Origin of the sequence: Pseudomonas sp. IT-P218, assembly GCF_949767605.1 — a bacterium.
GTDB lineage: Bacteria > Pseudomonadota > Gammaproteobacteria > Pseudomonadales > Pseudomonadaceae > Aquipseudomonas > Aquipseudomonas putida_AE.
Genome location: NZ_CATKQQ010000020.1, coordinates 17,030 through 41,387 on the forward strand (window position 1 = coordinate 17,030; position 24,358 = coordinate 41,387).

Consider the following 24,358-nt stretch of genomic DNA (forward strand, 5'->3'; position numbering starts at 1 on the left):
CGATCAGAACTGATCGGCTTGAAGCTCGTAGAGGCAGGCGCTGCCGGCCTTGGCCGATGCGCTCAACGAGTGGATACGCGGCAGCAACCTTGCGAAGTAGAAACGCGCGGTGGCCAGTTTGCTGATGTAGAAATCGTCCTCGGCATCGCCGCTCATGACGGCCTTGGCCATGCGCGCCCACATGTAGGCGTAGGCGGTGTAGCCGAACACCTGCAGGTACTCGACCGAGGCGGCGCCGATTTCGTTCGGGTTGTTTTGTGCCCGGTCCAGCAGCCACGCGGTCAGTTCGTCGAGGGTGTCCACGGCGGCGTTCAGCGGTTGGGTGAACTCGCCCAGGTCAGTGCTGGCGCTGGCGGTGAAGTCGCGGATCTCCGAAGCGAACAGGCGGTAAAGCGCCCCGCCGCTGCCGACGATCTTGCGCCCGGCCAGGTCCAGGGACTGGATGCCGTTGGTGCCTTCGTAGATCTGCGTGATGCGCACGTCGCGCACCAGTTGTTCCTGGCCCCACTCGCGGATGAAGCCGTGGCCGCCAAACACCATTTGTCCGTGCAAGGTGGTTTCCAGGCCCATGTCGGTGAGGAACGCCTTGGCCACCGGGGTCAGCAAGGCCACCAGGTCCTGGGCGCGGGAACGCTCGGTCGGGTCTTCGCTGAACTTGGCGATGTCCAGTTGCAGGGCGACGTAGCTGGAAAACGCGCGACCACCCTCGTTCAAGGCCTTCATGGTCAACAGCATGCGGCGCACGTCGGGGTGGACGATGATCGGGTCGGCGGCCTTGTCCTTGTTCTGTGCGCCGGTTGGCGCACGGCTCTGCAGGCGGTCACGGGCGTACGCCAGGGCGTTCTGGTAGGAACGTTCGCCTTGGGCCAGGCCCTGGATGCCCACGCCCAGGCGTTCGTAGTTCATCATCGTGAACATCGCCGCCAGGCCCTTGTTCGGTGCATCGATGATGTAGCCGGTGGCGCCATCGAAGTTCATCACGCAAGTGGCCGAGGCCTTGATGCCCATCTTGTGTTCGATGGAGCCGCAGGACAGCGAATTAGGCTCGCCCAGGGAGCCGTCGGCATTGACCAGCACTTTCGGCACCAGGAACAGCGAGATGCCTTTCGGCCCCGCCGGTGCATCCGGCAGGCGCGCCAGGACCAGGTGGATGATGTTCTCGGTCAGGTCGTGGTCACCGCCGGTGATGAAGATCTTGCTGCCGCTGACCTTGTAGCTGCCATCGGCCTGGGGCTCGGCCTTGGTGCGAATCATCCCCAGGTCGGTGCCGGCATGGGCTTCGGTCAGGCACATCGAACCTGTCCAGGTGCCGGCGTACATGTTGGGCAGGTAACGCTCCTTGAGCTCTTCGCTGGCGTGGGCCTTGATCGACAGGCAGGCGCCGGCGGTCAGCATCGGGTACAGGCCGAACGACAGGCTGGCGGCGTTGACCATCTCTTCGACCTGGGCAGAAATGGCCTTGGGCATGCCCATGCCGCCGTACTGCGGATCACCGCCAACACCCACCCAACCGCCTTCGGCGAAGGCTTGATAAGCCTGGGCGAAACCGTCTGGCGCGGTGACCGAACCCTTGCTCCAGGTACAGCCCTGCTCATCGGTGGCGCGGTTCAAGGGGGCGATGACTTCGCCACTGATCTTGCCGGCTTCTTCGAGGATCGCGGCGGCGGTTTCTTCATCGATCACCTCGGCCAGGCCAGGCAACCTGGCCCAGAGCCGGGACACCTGGAAAACCTCGTTGAGTACGAAGCGCATGTCGCGCAGGGGAGCTTTGTAATCAGACATCTTGGCTTACTCGGAAGTGGTCACGGCATGCGGCATGCCAGGACGTTCAGTGGATTCAGTGTTCTCGGTTGCCGCGACAGCACCGGGCTGGGGTGCCCGTTCACGCAGCAGGAAGTACGACAGGGCCGGGATCAGGATCAGCGCGCCGAGCATGTTCCACAGGAACATGAAGGTCAGCAGGATGCCCATGTCGGCCTGGAACTTGATCGGCGACCAGACCCAGCACACCACGCCAGCAGCGAGGGTGATACCGACCAGCCCGACCACCCGGCCGGTGAACGACACGGCGTTGCGGTAGGCCTGGGACAGCGGCAGGCCCTGGCGCTGGAAGTGCAATTGCACGCTGAGCAGGTACAAGGCGTAGTCGACGCCGATCCCCACGCCCAGGGCGATCACCGGCAGAGTCGCGACCTTCACGCCAATGCCCATGGCGACCATCAGCGCTTCGCAGAGGATCGAGGTCAGCACCAGCGGCAACAGCGCCACCAGCGTGGCGCGCCAACTGCGGAAGGTGATCAGGCAGAACAGCGTCACCGCCAGGTAGACGTACAGCAGCATGGTGCGGTTGGCCTCGCGCACCACGATGTTGGTCGCCGCTTCGATGCCGGCACTGCCGGCGGCCAGCAGGAACTGGCGATCGTCGGTGCTGTTTTCCTTGGCAAACTTGTCGGCAATCGCTACCACGGCGTCGAGGGTTTCCGCCTTGTGATCCTTGAGGAAAGCGATCACCGGCATCAGCGAGCAGTTGTTGTTGAACAGCTCCGGCGAGTTGACCGAGGCCTGCTGCGCGGCATAGTTCAGCACGTCCTGGTTGCGCTGGATGTTGTTGAGCTTGGGGTTACCCTCATAGGTGCCGGCGGTGATCTGGCGTACCGCGTTGACCAGCGAAGCGGTGGCCTGCACGCCCGGATACTGCTGCAGTTCCCAGGCCAGGCGATCGGCGAGGACCAGGGTCTTGTAGTTCAGGCAGCCTTCCGGCGCGGTCTTGATCATCACCGCGAACAGGTCGCTGGACAGCGCGTAGTGGCTGGTGATGTAGGCGTTGTCGCGGTTGTAGCGCGAGTCGGCGCGCAACTCCGGCGCCCCGCTTTCAAGGTCGCCGATCTTCAACTGCAGGCTGACCATGAAACCGCCGATGCCCATCAGCACCGCGACCAACACGGCGCCAGTGGCCCACTTGCGGGTGGTGAAGCGATCGAGCAAGTCCCAGAGTTTGCCGAAGCCTTTGTGGTGCTCGGCACGGGTGTCGATTTTCAGCGCACGCTCGGCGGCCTTGCGGCCGACGCCGATGTAGGACAGCGCCACCGGCATCAGCAACAGCGAAGTGAAGATCAGTACCGCGACGCCGATACTGGCGGTGATCGCCAGGTCCTGGATCACCGGAATGTCGATCAGCATCAACACGGCGAAGCCGACGGCGTCAGCCAGCAGCGCGGTAACGCCAGCGATGAACAGACGGCGAAAGGTGTAGCGCGCGGCGATCAGCTTGTGGGTGCCACGGGCGATGTCCTGCATGATCCCGTTCATCTTCTGCGCCGCGTGGGACACGCCGATGGCGAAGATCAAAAACGGTACCAGCACCGAATACGGGTCGATGGCGTAGCCCAGCCAGGCGACGATACCCAGTTGCCAGACCACCGCGATCAACGAGCAGCCTACCACCAGCAAGGTGCTGCGCACGCAACGGGTGTAGGCATAGATGATGACCAGCGAAGTGACAACGGCCAGGCCGAAAAACATCATCACCTGGATCAGGCCGTCGATCAGGTCGCCCATCAGCTTGGCAAAACCGATGACCCGGACCTTGTAGTGGCCCTTGCCCTCGACACCGGACTTGCGTGCGGCGCTGTCGCCAGCGTATTCGATCTTGTCGCGCAACTGCTCTTCGAGCATCTGCGAAAAGGCGTGGTAGTCGATGCGCTGGCCACCGGCGGCGGCCTTGTCCAGCAGCGGCACGATCAGCATGGTCGACTTGAAATCGCTGGCCACCAGACTGCCGACGATACCGGCGCGGGAGATGTTCTGGCGCAGTTGCTCGATCTGTTCAGGCTGCCCCGAGTAGGTATCAGGCATCACCGGGCCACCCTGGAAACCTTCCTCGGTGACTTCCGTCCAGCGCACCGCCGGGCTCCACAGGGATTTCATCCATGCACGGTCGACGCCTTCGGTGAGGAACAGCTGGTCATTGACCTGCTTGAGCACGTCCAGATACTCAGGGTCGAAGATATCGCCCTGGGTGTTCTCGACCACCACCCGCACCGAGTTGCCCAGGCCGCGCAGCGAAGCGCGGTTCTCGAGGAAATTCTGGATGTACGGCTGGCTCTGCGGAATCATCTTCTCGAAGCTGGGACGCAGCTCCAGGCGGGTCACGGCCATGAAGCCCAGGACCACGGTGGCCAGGGCCATGAGCAGCATGAACAGCGGCCGATAGTTGAACACCAGCCGTTCGAGCAGGTTGCCGGAGCGGCGGTCGAAATCACGCAGCTCGCGGATCACCGGCATGGCGTCTTGTTTGATATTGCCCATGTCTGGGTTCTCGCTCTGAATTTTCGAGGTCTTAATCGACGGACAGTGCCTGTGCACCACGGCTACCTGCTACCACCAACGCGCCAGTGGCGGACTGGGTGGCACCGGCGACCGGGGTACGTGCCGGTTGCTGCACCAAATGCAATTGCGCGCCAGTGCCCTGGCTGACCAGCATCTGGCCGCCCTGGGTGAACAGGCGGTAATTGCCACGGGCATCGATGAGGCCGGCGGTGATGCTGACGTGCAGGCCACTGTCCAGTGCGGTCCAGTTGTGCCCGCCGTCGGTGCTGCGCAGCACGTTGCCGCGCAGGCCGTAGACCAGCACCTCGCCAGGCTTGCCGACCACGCCGAAGAAGCTGCCTTGGTAAGGCGTCGGCACGGCGGTGAAGCGTTGGGCGTTGTCATCCCACTTGAGCAACAGGCCTTGCTCACCGGCGATGTACAGCGCATCGCCGGTGGAGGCGATGGCATTGAGGTGGAAGCCTTGCGGGTTGTCGGTGCGATCCTGGAACGGCGTCCAGCTCTGGCCACCATCGTCAGTGCGCAGGATCAGGTTGAACACGCCGACCACATAGCCGGTTTTGTCATTGGCGAACCACACATCGAGCAGCGGTTTGTCGGCGCCCTGCTCCACCAGGCGCTGGCCTTCGGCGACCAGCAGCGGCCATTGTTCATTGCCCGGTTCGGCACTGGCCAACGCCGTGTAATGCTTGACCAGCAGATCGCCGATCTGGCGGCCGTCGAGTTGTTTGTTCCAGGTCACGCCAGCGTCGCTGCTGTGCAATACCACGCCGTCATTGCCCACCGCCCAGCCCTGGCTGTCGGTCGGGAAACTCACGGCGGTGAGGTCGGCACTGACCGGCACGGCGGCCTGTTGCCAGTGCTGACCGGAATCATCGGAAAACAGGATATGGCCGCGTTGGCCAACGGCGATCACGCGCTCACCGGCGCGGGCCATGCCGGACAGAGGACTCTTGATGGCCAAGGCGCTGACCCTGGCAGGCAGGTCCAGCACGTCGACGTAATCGGCCGCGTGGCTGACGCCCTGCGACAGGCAGAGCGCAATGCCAAACGCCAGCTTCAACATATTATTTTTATACGAACACATACCGCGTCCTCTTCGGAAAACCGCGCCACACCTCGCGCCGTGCAGCTCATGTGGGAGCGAGCCTGCTCGCGATGGACGTTAACGATTACGCGTGCTGTCTGGATGCCCGCGTCGCCCTCAGGTCCATCGCGAGCAGGCTCGCTCCCACAGTGGATCGTGCGAGCGTCTGCTTGCGGTTGGTTTAGCGAATGCCGCTGCCGGCCAGGGATTCCGAAGACCACTGGGCCTTGGAGAGCGGATCGATGTACTTGATGCCGCCGTAAGGGCCGACTACACCGTTGATGTTGTAGGAACCACCGACCAGGTCGTAGATCATGAACGGCGTGGAGTCCGGGATCTGCTTGTCATAGCTCTGGCTGAGGAAGGCGAAGGAACCGCGATAGAGCTGACCACGGGCGTCATATTGATCCGAGGCCAGAGCGGTCCAGCTGTCTTCGTCGAGGTAGAAGCGACGCTTGGCATAGATGTGCCGGGCGCCCGACTTGAGGGTACCTTCGACGACCCACACGCGGTGTTTTTCCCAGCGAACGAACTCCGGTGCCAGGTGATTCGGTGTGGTGATCGACTTCGGATCCTGGACGTAGGTCAGCTTGTAGGTGTTGTAGGGCACGATCATTTCCTGCTTGCCGACCAGCTTCCAGTCGTAGCGATCCAGCGCACCGTTGAACACGAATACGTCATCGTAAGTGCCCGCACCGGCAGTACCCGGGTTAGGCGTGTCGTACGCCAGGTTCGGTGCCAGTTTCACCCGACGCTGGCCAGGCAGGTATTGCCAGGCACGGCGTGGTTGGGTCAGCGGGTTGGCGGCGTCCTTGAGCATCACCGCTTCGCCGGCACGACGCGCGGGGCCGGTGTACGACAGCTTCATCTGGTAGTAAACGTCGGCGCTACTGATCGGCTGCGCGAGGTTTTCGTAGATCGGGTAGGAAATGAACGCCTGCCCGGTGGTGGCCAGGCTTGGTACGCCGGCGGAGTCAACGTTCCAGGAGTCGTACTTGGAGTTGATGCTCACGCCCTGGTAACGCAACAGGAAGTTCCACATCGCTTCGTTGCCAGACTGCGGGATCGGGAACGGTACGCCCGGCAGCACGTTGTCGATGGCCAAGCCGCCTTCGAGGGACTTGGCGCCGCTGGCGTTCTTCACGCCGTTATCGAGGATCGCCTTGGGCAGCGACACGGTGCGGTGGGTCGGGAACACATCGACACGGAACGTTGGGAAGCGCTTGGCCAGTTCCACGGTGGTGGCGGTGAGCATGCCCTTGTACTGATCGACGTTCTTGCCGTCGATCACCAGCAAGGGTTTTTCACTGGCGAACGGGTCCGGGCGCATGCTGTCGCCGGATTTGAAGCTGGCTGGCGGCGTGGTCAGGCCACCGTTGTAGGCCGGAATGGAACCATCAGCGTTCCCGGCCTTCTCGGCGCCCACCAGGGTCAGGCTGGTGCCCAGCTTGGCAGCGTCCTGGGTTGAAACAGCGGCCTGTACCTGGGCGGCAAGGACCATGGCCAGCGAAGCGGCCAACACGGTTTTGACGAATTTCATGTTGTTATTCTCCTGCTTGCGTTGAGCAAATCAGTGGTGAATCAAAAAGTGGTTTTCATCGTCAGGTAAACGGCGCCACGGTCCTCAGTCGTTGCACCACCACCGGAAAAGGCTGAGTAGCCACCGGCGTAGCAGGCGTAGTTTTCGTTACCGCTGAAGGCGTTCGGCGCAGCGCCGTCACCTCCGTTGGGGCCGGTACTCACACCACTGACATTGCACTTGTCGGCTTTGCCGAAAGAATCCACGTACTTCAGGTCGACAAAGTATTTGTTGTACACAACGGCCCCGAGGCCGACTGCGTAGTTACCGGTATCCTTGGCACCGCCACCGGAGACCGGTGACACGCCGTCGAGACCGAGGTTGATGGACATCGGCGCGTTGAGGTCGACACCGGGAAACACCTGGTACCAGGTCGGTGTGAAGTTCACCGCGATACCCCAGTTGTCCCGGGTCGGCTGGTCGATGCCGCGATAGGTATCCTTGCCTTTGTAGAGCGCCTCGTTCTTGCTATCGAGCTTGAGCAAGTTGCTGTAGTACAACTCGGCGAGCAGGGTCGCCGAATCGAACACGGGGGTTTTCGGCATGGTCATCAGGCCGTTGAGCGTCCAGTGCAGGGTGTCGCCGGTGGCGGCCATGCTGTCGCCCTTTTCCGGGGTGTCATAGACGATGCCGGTGCCGGGCGTGCGCGCCGGCAACAGGCCAAGACCCTGGCCCAGGCCCAGCGGACTGTTGGTGCTGACGACCGCCGGAATACTGGCCAGCGGCATGTTGTGCCGAACGTTGAGGTCCGAGCCCACGCTCACACCGCCCACGTCCTTGGACAGGCTCAGGCCGACGATCTTGACGTTGTCGGCATAGGCCATTTGATAGGTGGCGGTGCTCAGCGAGTTGAGGGTGTTGATCACCGCGGGTACCTGGCCGGCCGGACGGGTGCCGTTGGCGTTGGCCGAACTCAGGCCGCGGGCATCCAGCCAGGCTTGCGGCAGGATTTCCGAGGTTTCGCGGTAGTAGACACCGAGGGTGCCATCCAGCCAGGCCGGCGACCACTTGGCCATGATGCCCCAATCGCCACGCTTGTCCGGCGTCAGGTCATGCCCGCGACGCACGTTGGTCAAGCCGTTGCACGGCGCCAGGCCACAGCCCAGCGGGCTGCCCGGGACCACGGCGTTGGTGTTGCCCAACAGGAACGACTGCGCACCAAAACCGACCAGGTCGGAACCGCCGTAGTAGGTGCCGGCTTCCGGCAGGCGCGCGGCGTCCCAATCGAGGAAGTACTGGGCGCCCACGGTCAATTCCGGATTGACGGTGAAGGTCATCGACAGCTGGTTGCGCGGGACGAACAGTTCCTTGGCTTCAGTGCCCGGCGACGCGGCGAGCTTGGCCAGGTCGAGGCCGGACTGGCCGTAGCTGATCGAATGCACCGGATTGAGAATGGTCTCGCCCCAGAACACGTTGTGCTGACCAGCCTTGACGCTGAGCATCGACTCTTCGCCCACTTCGGTGCTGTAGAACACGAAGGCGTCGAGGGTTTCGCCGGACGGGCCGCTGTAGTAGCGCTGGGCGTAGTTGCTCAGGTGCGGGCTGCCATTGCCGACGTTGTCGTTGGTGACACCGGCCAGGCGCGGGTCGTTGGCGATCAGGCCCGAGGTCGAACCGTTGCCGTTGACGAACGGGTTGGAGTTCGAACCGGTGTTATCGTAGGCCTTGTCGTACCAGGTGGCGGCGCTGACACGGAAGCCCATGTGGTTCTGATAGACCACGTCCATCTCGGTCAGCAGGTCGACACGGTTGGTGATGTTGGTGCCGGACTTGCGGAAGTTGTAGTCGCCGTCGTTGTTGTTCGGAGTGCCCAACATGCGCTTGTCGGCGCTTTCGGTGCGCACGCCATAGTTGTACTTGATGGTGTTGTCCAGGCGAACGTTCCAGTCCGGGTTACCGGTCTCGATTTCTGCGCCATGGGCGGCCGGCATCATGGCGGCCAGGATGGCCGAGGCCAACAAGGTGTAGCGTGCGGTGGTGAAGCCGTGATTCTTATTGTTGTGCATTGCGTTGTCTCCGCCTTTTTGTATTTGTTTTAAGCGCAGCAGCCCTCGCGCGACCCGGTGGGGCCTGCGTGTTCAGGGATGAGGGCGAGTGCTGGTCGGGATGCGGCCCGACCGGCTCCTGTACTAGCGGTCCAGCTCGAGGATGAGTGCTTCAGCCTCAGGCCAGTGACCGAAACCCGCCGCCGGATTGAGGTGGCCGACATCGCCCAGATTGAGCAATTCGGCGCCCCAGCCTTGGGCAAGTCTAGTGGCGGCGTCCAGGCTGGCCAGGTGATCGTTGGTGCTGGCGGCCACCAGGCTACGGAATGGCAGCGGCCCTGTTGGCAGAGGATCCCAACCGCTGCTGCGCAGGGTTTCAGGGGATGGGTAGTTGGCGGGCCAGGCGGCCTCGAGATCCGGTGGCGCGGCCAGCAGGGCGCCCTTGATCGGACGACTGAATTGCGCAGCCCAGTGGGCGACCATCAGCACACCGGCGCTGTGGGCGACCAGGATGACCGGCCCGTCGATCTGTTCCAGCTGGTGCTGGATCGCCCGGACGCGGGCATTGCAATCGAGCTTGTCGGTTTCCAGTGGCGGCACACTGCGTACCTTTTCCAGCCTGGCTTCAAGCAGCGTTTGCCAATGTTCGGCAACGTGCTCGCGCAGGCCCGGTACGATCAGAACGGTTGCGGCGGTTTGCAGTTTGTTCAATTCAACACCTACGCTTTCTCGATGACTCGACTGGCTCTGTGGCCAGGGGCTTTTTGTAGGACTGACATTAAAGATCGCCCCCCCCTGGCGCTTTTCATTGGACGTCAGGCACTTTTCATTTGATGACAGGTTTTTTCGCCACGGGATGCTCCTGACCGCTGGTCGAATAACCCCACGGGATCGCTACGGGTCACTGTAATCAATGGGGAGCGTCGACCGCCCTTCGGTAACGGTTGTCGGCCGGGCAGAATCGGGCGTGCACTGTCGTCAATCGCACAACTGTTCAAGTGCTGATGTGCTGGATATAGTCGCCAGGTTCAATTGATCGCAATTGGCTAAGGAAAGACCTTCGAATGCCCAAGCTTGTTCGCGCCGCCGTCTTGACCAACTACCTTGAGGTCACTCAATACCTGGGTTTCAACCCGCACGATGTACTGGCCGGCGTCGGCTTGACCAAGGCCCAGCTGCAAGCCCCCGGGCACCGCATCCCCATAGATGCCGCCGTACGCCTGCTGGAGGATTCGGCCGTCGCCAGCGGCTGCCAGACGTTCGGCCTGAGCATGGCCGAGTCACGCCAGCTCTCGGATTTCGGCGTGGTCGCCCTGCTGCTCAGCCATCAGCGCACGCTGCGCGATGCCTTGCAGGTGGTGGTGCATTACCGGCACTTGATGAACGATTCGCTGGCGATTTTCATCGAAGAAGCCGGCAAGATGGTGATCATTCGCGAAGAGGTGGTCACCGAATCGCCGATGGCCAGCCGCCAGGCCACTGAGCTTGCCATCGGCGTGATGTTCCGCCTGTGCGCCGCCCTGCTCGGCGCCCACTGGCATCCCTACAGCGTCAATTTCACCCACCAGGCCCCCGACAACGTGCAGCTGCACCGGCGCCTGTTCGGCTGCACCCTGGAGTTCGGCAGCGAGTTCAACGGCATCGTCTGCGCAGGCGCCAACCTGGACATGACCAACCCCAATGCCGACCCGGCCATGGCCCGCTACGCCCAGAGCTACCTCGACTCGTTGCAAAGCACCGAAAGCACGTCGATGCTGTTCGAAGTGCGCAAGGCCATCTACCTGCTGCTACCCATGGGCCGCGCCACCATCGAGCAGATCGCCCAGAGCCAGGGCATGAACGTGCGCACCCTGCAACGTCGTCTCAAGGACGATGGTTGTGCTTTCAACGACCTGATCAATGATGTGCGCCGGGATTTGGTGCTGCGTTATCTGGAGAATCCGAACTACTCGCTGGGAAGGATCGCCGACATGCTCGGGTATGCGATGGCGAGTTCGTTTACCCGCTGGTTCATCAGCCAGTTCGGCATGCCGCCGGCGGCGTGGCGAGCGCAGAAGCAGGATTCGGCAAAAGCTCCGGCGGATGCTGTCCCACCCAAGATCTCCTGATATCGCGGCGCAAAAAAACCGGCGTGACCGTCGACCCATCACTCACGCCTGCACCCAATCAACTGTGGGAGCCGGCCTGCCGGCGATGACGGCCTCAAAGCCACCCCATCTCCTCCGGCCACACCCGATCTACTGTAGGAGCCGGCTTGCCGGCGAAGGCGGCCTCACAGCCACCCCATCTCTCGCGGCCCTACCCGGTCTACTGCAGGAGCCGGCTTGCCAGCGATGGCGGCCTGACAGCCAACCCATCACTCGCGGCCCTACCCGATCCACTGTAGGAGCCGGCTTGCCGGCGATGGCGGCCTGACAGCCAACCCATCACTCGCGGCCCTACCCGATCCACTGTAGGAGCCGGCTTGCCGGCGATGGCGGCCTCAAAGCCAACCCATCACTCTTGGCCCTACCCGATCTACTGTAGGAGCCGGCTTGCCGGCGAAGGCGGCCTGACAGCCGACCCATCACTCGCGGACCTACCCGATCCACTGTAGGAGCCCGGCTTGCCGGCGATGGCGGCCTCAAAGCTGACCCATCTCCCACGGCCGTACCCGATCTACTGTGGGAGCGAGCTTGCTCGCGAAAAACGTCTGGACAACGCATTCATTCAGACAGCGCGCGTCATCGTTGACGACCATCGCTGCGATGCGGCGACCCGACAAGCCAGCTCCTACAGGGGGGATGCGTTCACTTGGGATCAGGTCGGCTCGTAGGCCGCCTCGCTTTTGCTTTTGAATTGGCTTTTGATTTTCTTGCCACATCGTGAGGCCGAGTGGAGGTTCTGCGTAGTGGGCCCATGTAGGAGCGAGCTTGCTCGCGAAAAACCTGAGAGCACCGCGGGGTGTCAGGCTTCCCGCGTCATCGTTGACCTCCATCGCGAGCAAGCTTGCTCCTACAGTAGATCGGGTACGGCCGTGGGAGTTGGGTCGGCTGTGAGGCCGTCATCGCCGGCAAGCCGGGCTCCTACAGTGGATCGGGTACAGCCGTGAGAGATGGGTTGGCTGTGAGGCCGTCATCGCCGGCAAGCCGGGCTCCTACAGTGGATCGGGTACAGCCGTGAGAGATGGGTCGGCTGTGAGGCCGTCATCGCCGGCAAGCCGGGCTCCTACAGTGGATTGGGTACAGCCGTGAGAGATGGGTTGGCTGTGAGGCCGCCTTCGCCGGCAAGCCGGGCTCCTACAGGGTGTGCGCGGTGCGAATGCACCCTGGTTGACCCGGCAAAAAAAAACGGCGACTGCTGGTACAGTCGCCGTGTAAAGACCGGTGTGGGTAACACCGGTCGAGCGCTTCACTGTGACGAGGAGCCAGCCCAGTGAAGCCCTGCGATAAAACCTGTGGAAGACCTGCCCTCAGAGCCCCCAGCGCAGCAACAACAGCACCAGCACGACGAGGAATACCGTCTCCCCCACCATCAGCAGGATCGGCTTGATGCCCACCGCCGCCAGCTCCTTGAGCTGGGTCTTCATGCCCAGGGCGCTGATGGACACCACCAGGCACCAGCGCGACAGTTCATTGACCGAACCCTGCACCACCGGGGCAATCCAGCCGGTGCTGTTGATGCACGCCAGGATCAGGAAACCGACGGCGAACCATGGCAGCAACGGTGGTCGCTTGCCGGTCGGATCGGCGCCTTGCATACGGGTGATCATGGCGGCGGTGACGATCACCGGCAGCAGCATGGCGACCCGCATCAGCTTGACGACCGTGGCGGTGTCACCGGTCTCGGTGGACATGCTGTAGCCGGCACCGACCACCTGGGCCACGTCGTGGATGGTCGCGCCGAGGAACACGCCCGCCACCTGCGGCGACAGTTGCAGCCAGTTGGCGATCATCGGGTAGACGATCATCGCCATGGTCGACAGCGCCGAGACACCGATCACCGTGAACAGGGTCGCGCGTTCTTTCTGCGGGTGATTTGGCAGCGCTGCCGCCAGGGCCAACGCGGCCGATGCGCCGCAGATCGCGGTGGCGCCACCGGTGAGCATGCCGAACAGGCGTTGAAAGCCCAGCGCCTTGGCCGCGATCACCGATACGCCGATGGTCACCACCACCAGGATCACCACCAGGGCCACCGGCTTCCAGCCCAGCGCCGCCATCTGTTCGAGGGTGATGCGCATGCCCAGCAGCGCCACGCCGATGCGCAACACGGTGCGCGCGGTGAATTCGATGCCGGCCTTGCAGACGCCGTCACCGGCGAGGAAATTCAGGGCCATGCCCAGCAGCAACGCGAACAGCATGACCGGGGCACCGTAGTGCTCGGACAAAAACGAGGCGGCGGCGGCCACGATCAGACTGACGATAAACCCCGGGGCCAATTCGCGCGTGCGACTATGGATACGGGTAAGGGCGATGGCGCTCATGGCGCGGCCTCCTCGGGAACGATGACGATGAACGCCTGGCCGTCGATGATCTCGACCGGGTAGTTGTTGACTTTCACCTGCCTGGAATTGAGCAGGTAGCCGCTGTGCAAATCGAAGCGCAAACCATGGGCGCAACATTGAATCACTCGCCCCTCAAGACGCCCGCCACACAGCGAGGCGCCCTGGTGCGGGCAACTGTCGTCAATGGCGAACAGCTGCCCGTCGACGTTGAACAACGCCAGGCTCTTGTCGTCGAACTCGAACAGCGCCCGGCCGCCGGCCTGCGGGTGTTTGCCGGCAGGTACGGGAATGCGCCGGGTCATGCCGGCTGCCGCTCGCGTTCATTTTCCTTGAGTGCTTCGTTCATGGCCCCGAGCAGCGCCTGGGCAGGTTGGGCACCGATCACCGTCATGCGGCCGTTGAACTGAAAGCTCGGCACGCCGCTGGTCGCACCGGGAGATCCCTCGAATGGCGTGCCGTCGCCCTTCAGGCAATCGAGCAGCGCATCCGCATCGATACCGCAGGAGCGGGCAATGGCGAGCAAGGTCTCGCGGCAGCCGAGGTTTTCGCGTTTGCGGAAGTAAGCGGCGAACAGCCGTTCGAGCAGCATTTCACGCTGGGCAACATTACCCAGTGCGCTGGCTCGCTCGAACAGGCGATGTGCGTCGGCGGTGTTGGGCATCGTCTCGATGTGGCTGAGGTCGATGGTCAGTCCTACCGCCGCGGCAGCCTGCTGTACCTGGGCCTGGCGCATGGTCACGGCATCGGCATTGCCCAGGCGCTTGCGGTAGAAATCGGCGAAGGGCTCACCTTCTACCGGCAAATGCGGCAGCAACTGCACCCCATGCCACCGGGTGTTGATCTGCACATCCGGATGGCGATTGCGAAACTGCACCTGCGCATGCTCCAGCTGGCGTTTGCCGATCAGGCACCAAGGGCAGATAAAATCGAAAAACACATCAATTTGTAGACGACGACTCACAACTTCACCTCTAACCCGGCCTGGTTGACGGGGTCAGGCACGCTCTGACCCTGAAGGCGGGCAATATCTTTGTGGTAATGACACTTGGCGTAAAAGAACACCGCCGCTGCCGCGAGGCTGACCAGTGGCACCAATTGGAACGCGGCATGCAGGCCGATCAGGTCCGACACCCGTCCAGTGATGAACGGCCCAGGCGCCAGGCCCAGCATGTTGTTGGCCAATGTCAGCGTGGCGAAGGCTGTGCCGTGGACCGAGTAATGGGTCAGGTTGGCGACCATCGCCCCAGCCGGGCCGGTGGTGCCGGTGGCAATCAGCATGCCCAGGCAGATCAGCGCCAGTTGCAATGGCCCTGCCTGTAGCGCGAACGCCGCCGACAGCAGCAGGCAGCTGCCCAGGCAAAACGCGATGGCCAGGCTGACCTTGCGTTCCGGCGAATTACGGCACAGCCGATCGCTGAGCATGCCGCACAGGATCATCCCGGCGCCGCTGCACAGGACGATTATCGCGGCCATGCCGCCCGCCTTGTCCGTGGGCATGTCGTAGTAGCGATTGAGGTAGCTGGGAATCCACACCATCACCGTGCCGCCGACGAACAGCTGCAAGCCACTGCCGAAATAGGTCGCCACCACCGAACGGCTGGACCACAACGTGCTCAATGGACGCTTGACCGCGGCCACCTTGTTCGCCAGCTGGGCTGCGCGCTTGGGTGCAATCTTCGCTTCCTTGACGATGATCGGGTAAAGCATCGCCAGCAGCAGGCCGAACAGCGCCATGCCGGCGAACGACCAGCGCCAGCCGAGCTTGGCGGCGATCGCACCGCCCAAGGCCATGCCCAACACCGAGCCGAACATCCCGCCCGCCATGAAGGCACTGGCCAGGGTGGCGCGCATGTGTTTCGGAAACACCGAAATCACGACCGCGATGCCGACGCTGCCGTAGGCCGCCTCGCCAACGCCCACCATGAACCGGGCGATGAACATCTGCTGGTAATCCTGGGCCAACGCGCAACCCAGGGTTGCCACGCTCCACAGCATCGCCATCAGCGCCAGGCTCTTGACCCGGCCGAAGCGGTCGGCCATCAGCGACAGCGGAAACGTCAGCAGGCCGACCATCAGGGCGACAATGCCACTGAGCAGGCCCAGCTGACCGTCGCTCAGGGACCACTCGCTCTTGAGCAGCGGGAACACCGCATTGAGCACCTGGCGCGACATGTAATCGGAAATCAACAGGCCGAACGTCAGTGCAAAGACAATCCAGGCATATTTACGCGCAACGTTGACGCAACCAGCGTCGTCATCGTCGGCGATTGGGTGAAAGGCCATGCAGCCTCCTCAAAGCTTTTATTTATTTTTGTTATCAAGCGTTTTGCAGTGCGCACGAGCGGTCACGGCCCCTCGTGCGCGCCACGGGTCAGCCGCGTTGCGGCACACCTTTTTGCCCAGCCTTGCGGTTGGGGGACATTCCGTTGGCCAGCAGGGTGTCTTCGATGCTGTCGTACTGCACACCGATGCGATAGATCTCACGGGCTTCTTTGCCGGTGGCGATTTCGCGACCCAGTTCGTGGGCGATGCGTACGGTTTGCTTGATCTGCGCAACCGAGCCGAAACGCTCGCCCTTGTGATCAATGATAGTGTCTTCGTTGCCCACGCGTGGGTGCAGACCCATGGACATCGCCATGGTGTTGAACGGCAGCACGTTCTTGAGCAGCGACTCGGAGGTCAGGGTGCAACCATCCGGAACACGGTGGATGAAGTTGAAGAAGTTGAACGGGTTCGGACCGTCGAAACCACCGCCGATGCCGATCCAGGTCAGGTTCAGCGGGCCCTTGTAGATGCCCTTGCGCACCAGGCGCTCCAGGGTTTCGTAGGCATGGATGCCGGTCAGCTGGAAGTGCGGCTGGATGCCGTTGTCCATCAGGCGCTTGAGGTGCTCGGCAACCCAGGCTGGACCGGCCGGTACGGTCATTTCGCTGTAGGCGGCCTGGACCATCGGGTTGGCCAGGGAGGTGCCTTCCAGGTATTCCGGATACAGCAGCTCCATGATGTTCATCTGGGTGGTGTTGATGGCCACCGTGACCTGGTCCGGTTTCGGCGTCAGCTCGGCCAGCATGTGGCGAGTGTCGTCGGATAGCCACTTGGCCGCTTCACCATCGCTTTCCGGGGCGAAGGAAATCGAGCCGCCGACCTGGATGATCATGTCCGGCACGGCTTCGCGCACACCGGCGATCAGCTCGTTGAACTTGGACAGGCGCTTGGAGCCCTTGCCGTCCAGTTCACGCACGTGCAGGTGCAAAACCGTGGCACCGGCTTCATAGCATTCAACCGCTTTCTGGACTTGCTCGTCCATGGTCAGCGGGATGTCTTCGGGGAAGTCTTCAGGCATCCATTCCGGGCCGTACGGGGCCACGGTGATGACCACCTTTTCCATGTTTTCGGGGTGCAGGGAATCGTCGAAGAATTGCATGGTTTACTCCAGTTCTTATGATTGTCCCGTCCGCCCGGGTCGTGGCCGGGCAGACGTGTCTACGAGTGCGTATGCAGAAGGGTTGGATCAGAAAGTCTTGTCGCCGATGATCCCGGCGCGTTCCATCTTGCGATGGCACGGCGGGTAGTCCATGACGGCGTAATGCTGGGTACTGCGGTTGTCCCAGATGGCGATGCTGTTGGGCTTCCAGCGCCAGCGCACTTGATACTCAGGGATGTACGCCTGGCTGATCAGGTAGCGCAGCAACTCGCCGGCGCCAGGGTTGGCGTCCTGGCCGAAGCGCACCCGCTCAGGGGTGTGGTAGTTGCTGAAATGGGTGGTGAAGGCGTTGACGAACAGCACCTTCTCGCCGGTTTCCGGATGGGTGCGCACCACCGGGTGCTCGGCGTCCGGGTACATCGCCTTGAGTCCCAGGCGTTTTTCGATCGGCATGGCGGCGCCGAAGCTCGCTTCGATGCTGTGGCGGGCACGCAGGTCGGCGATCTTGAGCTTTACGTCTTCGGGCAGGTTCGCATAGGCCTGGACCATGTTGGTCCACATGGTGTCGCCGCCCACTGGCGGGCATTCAACACAACGCAGCACGGCACCCATCGGCGGAACTTCGCGCCAGGTCGCATCGGTGTGCCAGGCGTTTTCGTAGCGGTCCATCGGCTGGTCAGGATTCTTGTAGATGCGCACCAGCCCCGGATGCTCCGGATCGCTGCCGGCCACCGGGTGGTCTTCCAGCTCGCCGAAGCGGCGGGCGAAGGCCACGTGGTCGGCGCGGCTGATGTCCTGGTCGCGCAGGAACACCACTCGGTGCTTGAGCAACTGGGCACGAATCTCGGCAAACAGACCGTCGTCATGCACCGCGTCGGCGAGGTTCACGCCGATCAGTTCGGCACCGATGCTGCAGGTCAATTGTTCGACTTTCATGGCTGGCAGCTCCTTAAATGACGAAAATCGACGAGCCGGTAGTCTTGCGCGACTCAAGATCGCGATGCGCCTGCACCGCGTCCTGCAACGCGTAGTGCTGGTTGATCTCGATCTTGATGCGGCCGCTGCCGACGTGGTCGAACAGCTCACCGGCCAGGGCGGCTTTTTCCGCAGGGTCGCTGATGTAGTTGGCCAGGGCCGGACGGGTCAGGAACAGCGAACCTTTCATCGCCAGCATCACCGGATCGAACGCCGGGATAGGCCCGGATGCGGTACCCACGCAGACCATCAGGCCACGGGGTTTCAACGAATCCAGCGAACCCATGAAGGTGTTCTTGCCAACGCTGTCGAACACCACGTTGACGCCCACGCCGTCGGTCAATTCGCGAACGCGAGCGGCGACGTCTTCATGGCTGTAATTGATAGTATGGTCGCAACCGTGGGCACGGGCGATTTCAGCCTTTTGCTCGGTCGACACCGTGCCGATCACGTTCAGGCCGAGCAATTTGGCCCACTGCGAAACGATCAGGCCAACGCCACCGGCGGCGGCGTGCAGCAGGATGCTGTCGCCTTCCTTGAAGTCGTAGATGCGGCGCATCAGGTACGACGACGTCAGGCCGCGCATGGTCATGGCCGCGGCGGTTTCGAAACTGATGGTTTCCGGCAGCTTGATCAGCGGCGCGGCCGCGATCAGTCGTTCGGTGCTGTAGGCGCCGAGGGTGTTGAGGAAACCGGTATAGGTGACGCGGTCCCCCACCTGGACGTTGGTCACGCCTTCGCCGATGGCCTGGACCACACCGGACGCCTCGACGCCCATGCCGTTGGGCATCGGGATCGGGTAGGTGCCGTTGCGAAAGTAGGTGTCGGCATAGTTCAGGCCGACCGCTACATGACGCAGACGTACCTGACCAGGACCGGGGTCGCCGACTTCGACATCCTCATAACGAAGGACGTCGGGACCACCGGTTTCGTAGAAGCGTACGGCTTTGGCCATTTTTCTTGTTCTCCAGTCTGCAATATTGGCTGCTGCGTCGATTTGCGCTGATTGGACTGTAGGATGACGCCCAAACAGCCGCTTCTCATCAGACGACAATGGCTTTTCATTTCATGACAGTGCCCGCCGTGGCGTTCCCGGCGGTGGATGACTTATCCGCTGCCGCTCGCTACCCTGCACACCTCGGCGCCAGCCGGCGCGGGACCACCCACACTCCGTCCAGACGAGCGCGTCATGAAATCCCCCGCAGGTTTGTTGCTGTCGGCCATCGAGCTGGACCGTGCCAGCGCCATCCCCTTGTACCGCCAGCTTTACTTGCAGATTCGCAAGCAGATCCTCGGCGGCCGCATCCAGGGCGGCGTGCGCTTGCCGTCGACGCGCACCCTGAGCAAGGAGCTGGCGCTGTCGCGGATCACCATCCTCAATGCCTTCGATCAGTTGATCGCCGAAGGCTTCCTGGCCTCGCGCACCGGGGCCGGCACCTACGTCGGCACCGAGTGGGAACAGCGCACGATGGTCGACGACGGGCAGGCGCGCCAGCCGCCTCGCCTGTCCGACCTGAGCCAGTCGATGCTGTCGCTGCGCAGCGATCATTTTCGCGGGGTGTCCTATGCCGATTGGGACCCTTCGACCCCGACTTCCTTCCTGCCCAGTCACAGCACCTACGACGCGTTCCCGCAAGCGATCTGGCGGCGCCTGATGAACCGCCACCTGCTCAAGCCGAGCAAGGCCATGCTCGGTTATGGCGAGCTGCAAGGCTTGCAGGCCTTGCGCACGGCCATCGCCGAGTACGTCTTCGACGCCCGGGGCATCGACTGCGACGCCGGGCAAGTGGTGATCGTTTCCGGTGCACAGCAAGCCTTCAACCTGCTGGGCATGCTGCTGCTCAACCCGCAGGACAGCGTGTGGATGGAAGACCCGGGGCACATCGCCGCGCGCATCGCCTTGCAGGCCCAGGGCGCGCAGGTGGTGCCGCTGCGCGTCGATGAACAGGGCATCGATGTCCAGCAAGGGCTGGCCCAATGCCCCGATGCGCGCCTGGTGTTCACCACCCCCTCGCGCCAGCATCCCCTGGGCGTGACCCTCAGTTATGCGCGACGCCAGGCCCTGATCGATTGGGCGGCACGCCAGCAGAGCTGGATCATCGAGGACGATTGCGACAGCGAACTGCGCTACAGCGGCCGCCTGCTTCCCGCGCTCTATGCCATGGACCAGATGGCGCGGGTGATCTACGTCGGGACCTTCAGCAAGGTGCTGTTCCCCTCGCTGCGACTGGGCTACGTGATCTTGCCCCAGGCCTTGGTCGAACCCTTCTGCACCTTGCGCGCGGTGATGGATCGCAGCCCGCCCACCCTGCTGCAGGCGACCACGGCGGACTTCATGGTCGAAGGCCACTTCCTGGGGCACATCCGTCGCCTGCGCACACTGTACCAGGCTCGCCAGCAGGCCCTGGTCGAGCAGTTGCAACAACAGCTCGGCGGATTCTTCAGGATCACCCCGGTGGACGCCGGCATGCACCTGATCGCCTGGCTCCCCCCGGCGCTCGACGACGACGCCATTGCCAAGCAACTGGCCCGGCACAACATCCACACCTACGCCCTCTCCGACTACTGCATCGGGCACGTGCTGCCGCCGGCCCTGCTGATCGGTTTTGCCGGCACCCCTGAACACCAGGCCCAGGAACGCGTCGCGGCGCTGGCCCGGGCGCTGGACGCGATGGGGTGCCTGACGCAGGCCACTTGAAGCCCGCAAGTGGTCTTATCAATTAACTGATAATGGATCTATCGAGAGTTCCTGACTGGCGCGATAAAGGCTGCGTCGCAAGACCCAGCGTCTGAACCAGGAACGACTCGAATGAACAATAAGATCCAGGAACGATTCAACGCCCTGCTCGGCCACAACGTGGTCGAGGACGGCACCGCTCCCGTGCTGACCGACGCACTGGCCCGGCAGCTGCTCGACCGCCTGGCGCAACTGCGCCTGTTCGCCCACGCCTACCCGCTGCTGACCAACCTCACCCACGGCCGTGTCACCCCCGCCGACCTGCTCGACTTCGCCTATCGCCACGAACTGCAAGGCCTGAGCCTGCACTTGCTCGACGGCGAGGAAAACAGCCTGAGCCAGATGACGCCTGCGCAACTGCAGGTGTTTGCCGCCAAGGCCAGGGCCCTGGGCCTGGATGTGCATCTGGAAATCAGCAGCACGCGGAAAAAGGACGTCGACCAGGTGATCGCCATCGCCCTCGCCCTGGGCGTGCGCAACATTCGCGTCTACTCGCGCTACGAGGGCACGCTGTCGCAAGTGATGGACGTGATCGAAACCGACCTGCACTACCTCGCGCAGCAGGCCGACAAGCACGACCTGTACTTCGACTTCGAGCAGCATGAAGAGCTCAAGAGCGCCGAGATCGCGCAACTGCTGACCCGCCTCAACCACCCTCGCCTGCATGCCCTGTTCGACTTCGGCAACATGATCAATGCCTGCGAACAGCCCCTGCAGGCGCTGCGCAACCTGGCGCCGCACATCCGCCAGGCGCACCTCAAGGGCGTGCGCGTGGTCCCCGAGCAAAACGGCTTCGGCCATTACGGCGTGCTGCAGGGCAGCGCCGAAGACGACCTGCCCAGTGCCCGCCTGCTGTTCGAGCTGCTGATGCTGGGCGACACCAGCCCGCAGGTCATCGCCTTCATCCTCGAGCAGGAAAACCACTACGTGGCCCCGGCGTTCCGCCAGACCCTTGAGGCGGCCGACCCGTTCATTGCCTACCGGGAAATGAGTGATACACCGCTGCCTGAAGGCTTCTCGCTCGAACGAATGCTTGCCGACGAACACCGCTGGGCGAACAACCAGGTCGCCTATGTCCGCGGTGTGCTGGCCGAGTTGCGCACCCTGGCCGAACTCACCCTCGCCGATACCTGCAGCGCCTGAACCCGACGCTACGAACCGATTACGCCCGGAGAACAATAATGACAATGCAAAACAAGGCCAAATGGCTGCGATTCCTGATCCTCATCCTCGGTGGCGGCACCATCTACAAACTGGCCAACCTCAAGGACGCCTTTTATGTGCCCATGCAGGAATTCATGGGCCTGAGCCACACTGAAATCGGCATGCTGCTCAGCGCCAATGCGATCATCGCCACCGCGCTGTTCGTGGTCGGCGGCCTGCTCGCCGATCGCTACGACACCCGCAAGCTGATACCCCTCGGCCTGATCGGCACCGGCGGCCTGGGGCTGTACCTGGCGACATTTCCACCCTTCAGCAACCTGCTGATCGTGTTCAGCCTGCTGGCGGTGTGCGCCGACTGCCTCTTCTGGCCGTCGCTGCTCAAGGCCATCCGCAACCTGGGCGACGATCAGGAACAGGGTCGGCTGTTTGGCCTGCTCGAAGGCGGTCGTGGTGTCGTCGATACCCTGGTGGCCTTCTGCGCGTTGGGTGTGTTCATCGCCATGGGCTCGGGCGAAGCCGGCCTGAAGTCGGCGATCCTGTTCTACTCGGTGATCGACATCCTGGCCGGCACCCTGACCTGGTTCCTGCTCAAGAGCGGCGCCACCCAGTCGACCGCCAAGCCCGGCAACGGCCTGGCCAACCTGTTCGAAGCCATCAAGGTGCCGGGCATCTGGCTGGTCAGCCTCAATGTGTTCATGGTCTACATCGTCTACTGCGGCCTGACCTATTTCATTCCCTACCTCAAGGAAATGTACGGCCTGCCCGTGGCCCTGGTCGGCGCCTACGGCATCATCAACCAGTACTTCCTGAAGATCCTCGGCGGCCCTGCCGGCGGATTCATCGCCGACAAACAGTTCAAGAGCACCAGCCGCTACCTGAAGTGGGCGTTCCTGGCGCTGCTGCCGCTGATGGCCGTGATCCTGTTGATTCCGAAAAGCCCGAGCTTCATCTATGCCGGCATGGCCGCCACCCTGTCCTTCGCGCTGATCGTGTTTTCCATGCGCGGCGTGTTCTGGGCGCCCATGGGTGAAGTCGGCATTCCCCAGCACATCACCGGCTCGGCCTTCGGCATCGGCTGCCTGATCGGCTATGCCCCGGGCATGTTCGCCTACGTGATCTACGGCGCCATCCTCGACCACTTCCCCGGCCAGCAAGGCTATAACTATGTGTTCAGCCTGATGAGCGGGTTGGCGATCGTGGGCTTCCTGGTGTCCAGCCTGCTGTATCAATCGGTGCGTAGAAACGCCACCGTCACGGGCAAGGTGAGTGCAGCACAGGCTTGATCCTGACGCTGTGTATCACTGTGTATCTGGACAGCAGCGGGATACAGGGGCTGACACCGGCCCCGGTCTTCGACACAGGCCAGATACGTCTTCGCGTTCAAATGCAGGCAGGGTTTAAAGGGGATCGGCCGATCCCCTGGCCAGCGGCTTGAACAGGAGACATCACATGAAGAAGGCACAGCACAACGACAGAACCGGTAACCCTCGCCGCCGCCTGGTCGGCTCGTCGATCCTAGCCCTGAGTCTGTTGGGCGTTCTGGGTGTAGCTCACGCGCAGACATGCCCTGCCGCCCCCCCTGCCGGCACCACGCAGGCGGCGCCCTCGCCGTTCGGTCCGCTCAAGCATGTCAACGCGGGCCTGCTCAGCGTGGCGTACGCCGAAACGGGCCCGGCCGACGGCCCGGTGGTGATTCTGCTGCACGGCTGGCCGTACGACATCCACAGCTATGACGAAGTCGCGCCCTTGTTGGCGGCCAAGGGTTATCGCGTGCTGATGCCCTATGCGCGCGGCTACGGCGATACGCACTTCCTCTCCGACAAGACCTTGCGCAATGGCCAACCGGCCGCGCTGGCCAGCGACGTCATCGATTTCATGGACGCCCTGAAGATCAAGCAAGCCGTGCTCGGTGGTTATGATTGGGGCGCGCGTTCCGCCGACATCGTTTCGGCGCTGTGGCCGGAACGGGTCAAGGCCCTGGTGTCGGTCAGCGGCTATCTGATCGGTAACCAGGCCGCCGGCAAGAACCCGCTGCCGCCCAAGGCCGAACTGCAGTGGTGGTACCAGTTCTACTTCGCCACCGACCGCGGCCGCGCCGGCTACGAGAAACACACCCATGACTTCGCCAAGCTGATCTGGCAACTGGCCTCGCCAAAATGGGCCTTCGACGACGCCACCTTCGACCGCAGCGCCAAGGCGCTGGACAACCCCGACCATGTCGATATCACCGTGTTCAACTACCGCTGGCGCCTGGGCCTGGTGCAGGGCGAAAGCCAATACGAAGCACTGGAGCAGAAACTGGCCACGGCACCTTCCATCAGTGTGCCGACCATCACCCTGGAAGGCGACGCCAACGGCGCCCCGCACCCGGCCCCCGAGGATTACGCCAAGCGCTTTACCGGCAAATACCAGTTCCGCCTGATCAGCGGCGGCATCGGCCACAACTTGCCACAGGAAGATCCGCAGGCGTTCGCCAAGGCGGTGATCGATGCGGATCATCTTTGAGGCCTGACAGCCGCCCCATTTCTCGCGGCTGTACCCAATCACTGTAGGAGCTGGCTTGCCAGCGATGCGATGGTGGCCGTGACGCCGCCT

Annotated in this window: 18 protein-coding genes; 5 read left to right on the forward strand and 13 right to left on the reverse strand. The window is 62.9% G+C overall.

Features of this window, described 5'->3' with window-relative positions; all coding sequences use genetic code 11:
* Positions 1 to 3: 3 nt before the first annotated feature.
* The 6 genes from ACM6I6_RS13890 to ACM6I6_RS13915 all read right to left on the reverse strand — a co-directional run bounded on the left by ACM6I6_RS13890 (position 4) and on the right by ACM6I6_RS13915 (position 9,691).
* Positions 4 to 1,782 carry an acyl-CoA dehydrogenase C-terminal domain-containing protein gene (locus ACM6I6_RS13890; protein WP_274077800.1) on the reverse strand — a complete coding sequence of 593 codons (1,779 nt, stop codon included), beginning with the start codon at positions 1,780 to 1,782 and terminating at the stop codon, positions 4 to 6.
* Between the two features lie 6 nt (positions 1,783 to 1,788).
* Positions 1,789 to 4,308, reverse strand: coding sequence for an efflux RND transporter permease subunit (locus ACM6I6_RS13895; protein WP_274077799.1), 2,520 nt, complete (start codon positions 4,306 to 4,308; stop codon positions 1,789 to 1,791).
* 31 nt (positions 4,309 to 4,339) lie between these two features.
* Positions 4,340 to 5,416: a WD40/YVTN/BNR-like repeat-containing protein gene (locus tag ACM6I6_RS13900; RefSeq protein ID WP_414920057.1), complete on the reverse strand. Its 1,077-nt coding sequence runs from the start codon at positions 5,414 to 5,416 to the stop codon at positions 4,340 to 4,342.
* Between the two features lie 181 nt (positions 5,417 to 5,597).
* Complete coding sequence (locus ACM6I6_RS13905) at positions 5,598 to 6,956, reverse strand: DUF1329 domain-containing protein (RefSeq protein WP_274077797.1); 1,359 nt, start codon at positions 6,954 to 6,956, stop codon at positions 5,598 to 5,600.
* 41 nt (positions 6,957 to 6,997) lie between these two features.
* On the reverse strand, positions 6,998 to 9,001 hold the full coding sequence (locus tag ACM6I6_RS13910) for a DUF1302 domain-containing protein (protein WP_414920058.1): 2,004 nt from the start codon (positions 8,999 to 9,001) through the stop codon (positions 6,998 to 7,000).
* 123 nt (positions 9,002 to 9,124) lie between these two features.
* On the reverse strand, positions 9,125 to 9,691 hold the full coding sequence (locus ACM6I6_RS13915) for an RBBP9/YdeN family alpha/beta hydrolase (RefSeq protein ID WP_274077795.1): 567 nt from the start codon (positions 9,689 to 9,691) through the stop codon (positions 9,125 to 9,127).
* A gap of 353 nt (positions 9,692 to 10,044) precedes the next feature.
* Between ACM6I6_RS13915 and ACM6I6_RS13920 the strand changes: the two genes are divergently transcribed.
* On the forward strand, positions 10,045 to 11,088 hold the full coding sequence (locus tag ACM6I6_RS13920; protein ID WP_414920059.1) for an AraC family transcriptional regulator: 1,044 nt from the start codon (positions 10,045 to 10,047) through the stop codon (positions 11,086 to 11,088).
* A gap of 1,343 nt (positions 11,089 to 12,431) precedes the next feature.
* Here ACM6I6_RS13920 and ACM6I6_RS13925 read toward each other — a convergent pair.
* The 7 genes from ACM6I6_RS13925 to ACM6I6_RS13955 all read right to left on the reverse strand — a co-directional run bounded on the left by ACM6I6_RS13925 (position 12,432) and on the right by ACM6I6_RS13955 (position 18,817).
* Positions 12,432 to 13,442: a YeiH family protein gene (locus tag ACM6I6_RS13925; protein WP_274077793.1), complete on the reverse strand. Its 1,011-nt coding sequence runs from the start codon at positions 13,440 to 13,442 to the stop codon at positions 12,432 to 12,434.
* On the reverse strand, positions 13,439 to 13,765 hold the full coding sequence (locus ACM6I6_RS13930) for a Rieske (2Fe-2S) protein (RefSeq protein ID WP_274077792.1): 327 nt from the start codon (positions 13,763 to 13,765) through the stop codon (positions 13,439 to 13,441). Before ACM6I6_RS13930 ends, ACM6I6_RS13925 begins: the two co-directional genes overlap by 4 nt.
* Positions 13,762 to 14,424, reverse strand: a complete 663-nt coding sequence (locus ACM6I6_RS13935) for a DsbA family protein (RefSeq protein ID WP_274077791.1) — start codon at positions 14,422 to 14,424, stop codon at positions 13,762 to 13,764. Before ACM6I6_RS13935 ends, ACM6I6_RS13930 begins: the two co-directional genes overlap by 4 nt.
* Positions 14,421 to 15,746, reverse strand: a complete 1,326-nt coding sequence (locus ACM6I6_RS13940) for an MFS transporter (protein ID WP_323609374.1) — start codon at positions 15,744 to 15,746, stop codon at positions 14,421 to 14,423. Before ACM6I6_RS13940 ends, ACM6I6_RS13935 begins: the two co-directional genes overlap by 4 nt.
* An 88-nt stretch (positions 15,747 to 15,834) precedes the next feature.
* Complete coding sequence (locus ACM6I6_RS13945; RefSeq protein ID WP_274077789.1) at positions 15,835 to 16,887, reverse strand: 3-keto-5-aminohexanoate cleavage protein; 1,053 nt, start codon at positions 16,885 to 16,887, stop codon at positions 15,835 to 15,837.
* 87 nt (positions 16,888 to 16,974) lie between these two features.
* A complete protein-coding gene (locus tag ACM6I6_RS13950) occupies positions 16,975 to 17,823 on the reverse strand; it encodes a TauD/TfdA dioxygenase family protein (protein ID WP_274077788.1) in 849 nt (282 codons plus the stop codon).
* Between the two features lie 13 nt (positions 17,824 to 17,836).
* Positions 17,837 to 18,817: a quinone oxidoreductase family protein gene (locus ACM6I6_RS13955; RefSeq protein ID WP_274077787.1), complete on the reverse strand. Its 981-nt coding sequence runs from the start codon at positions 18,815 to 18,817 to the stop codon at positions 17,837 to 17,839.
* 234 nt (positions 18,818 to 19,051) lie between these two features.
* On the opposite strand from ACM6I6_RS13955, the gene ACM6I6_RS13960 reads away from it, so the two are divergent.
* From ACM6I6_RS13960 to ACM6I6_RS13975, 4 genes are all read left to right on the forward strand, one after another.
* The gene (locus ACM6I6_RS13960) at positions 19,052 to 20,560 is read left to right on the forward strand and encodes a PLP-dependent aminotransferase family protein (RefSeq protein WP_406592820.1); all 1,509 of its coding nucleotides are present in this window, start codon (positions 19,052 to 19,054) and stop codon (positions 20,558 to 20,560) included.
* 111 nt (positions 20,561 to 20,671) lie between these two features.
* Positions 20,672 to 21,742 carry a sugar phosphate isomerase/epimerase family protein gene (locus tag ACM6I6_RS13965; RefSeq protein WP_414920060.1) on the forward strand — a complete coding sequence of 357 codons (1,071 nt, stop codon included), beginning with the start codon at positions 20,672 to 20,674 and terminating at the stop codon, positions 21,740 to 21,742.
* A 38-nt stretch (positions 21,743 to 21,780) separates the two neighbouring features.
* A complete protein-coding gene (locus ACM6I6_RS13970) occupies positions 21,781 to 23,046 on the forward strand; it encodes an MFS transporter (protein WP_274077784.1) in 1,266 nt (421 codons plus the stop codon).
* Between the two features lie 166 nt (positions 23,047 to 23,212).
* Entirely contained in the window at positions 23,213 to 24,268 is a 1,056-nt protein-coding gene (locus ACM6I6_RS13975; RefSeq protein ID WP_414920061.1) for an alpha/beta fold hydrolase, read from the forward strand.
* Positions 24,269 to 24,358: the final 90 nt, after the last annotated feature.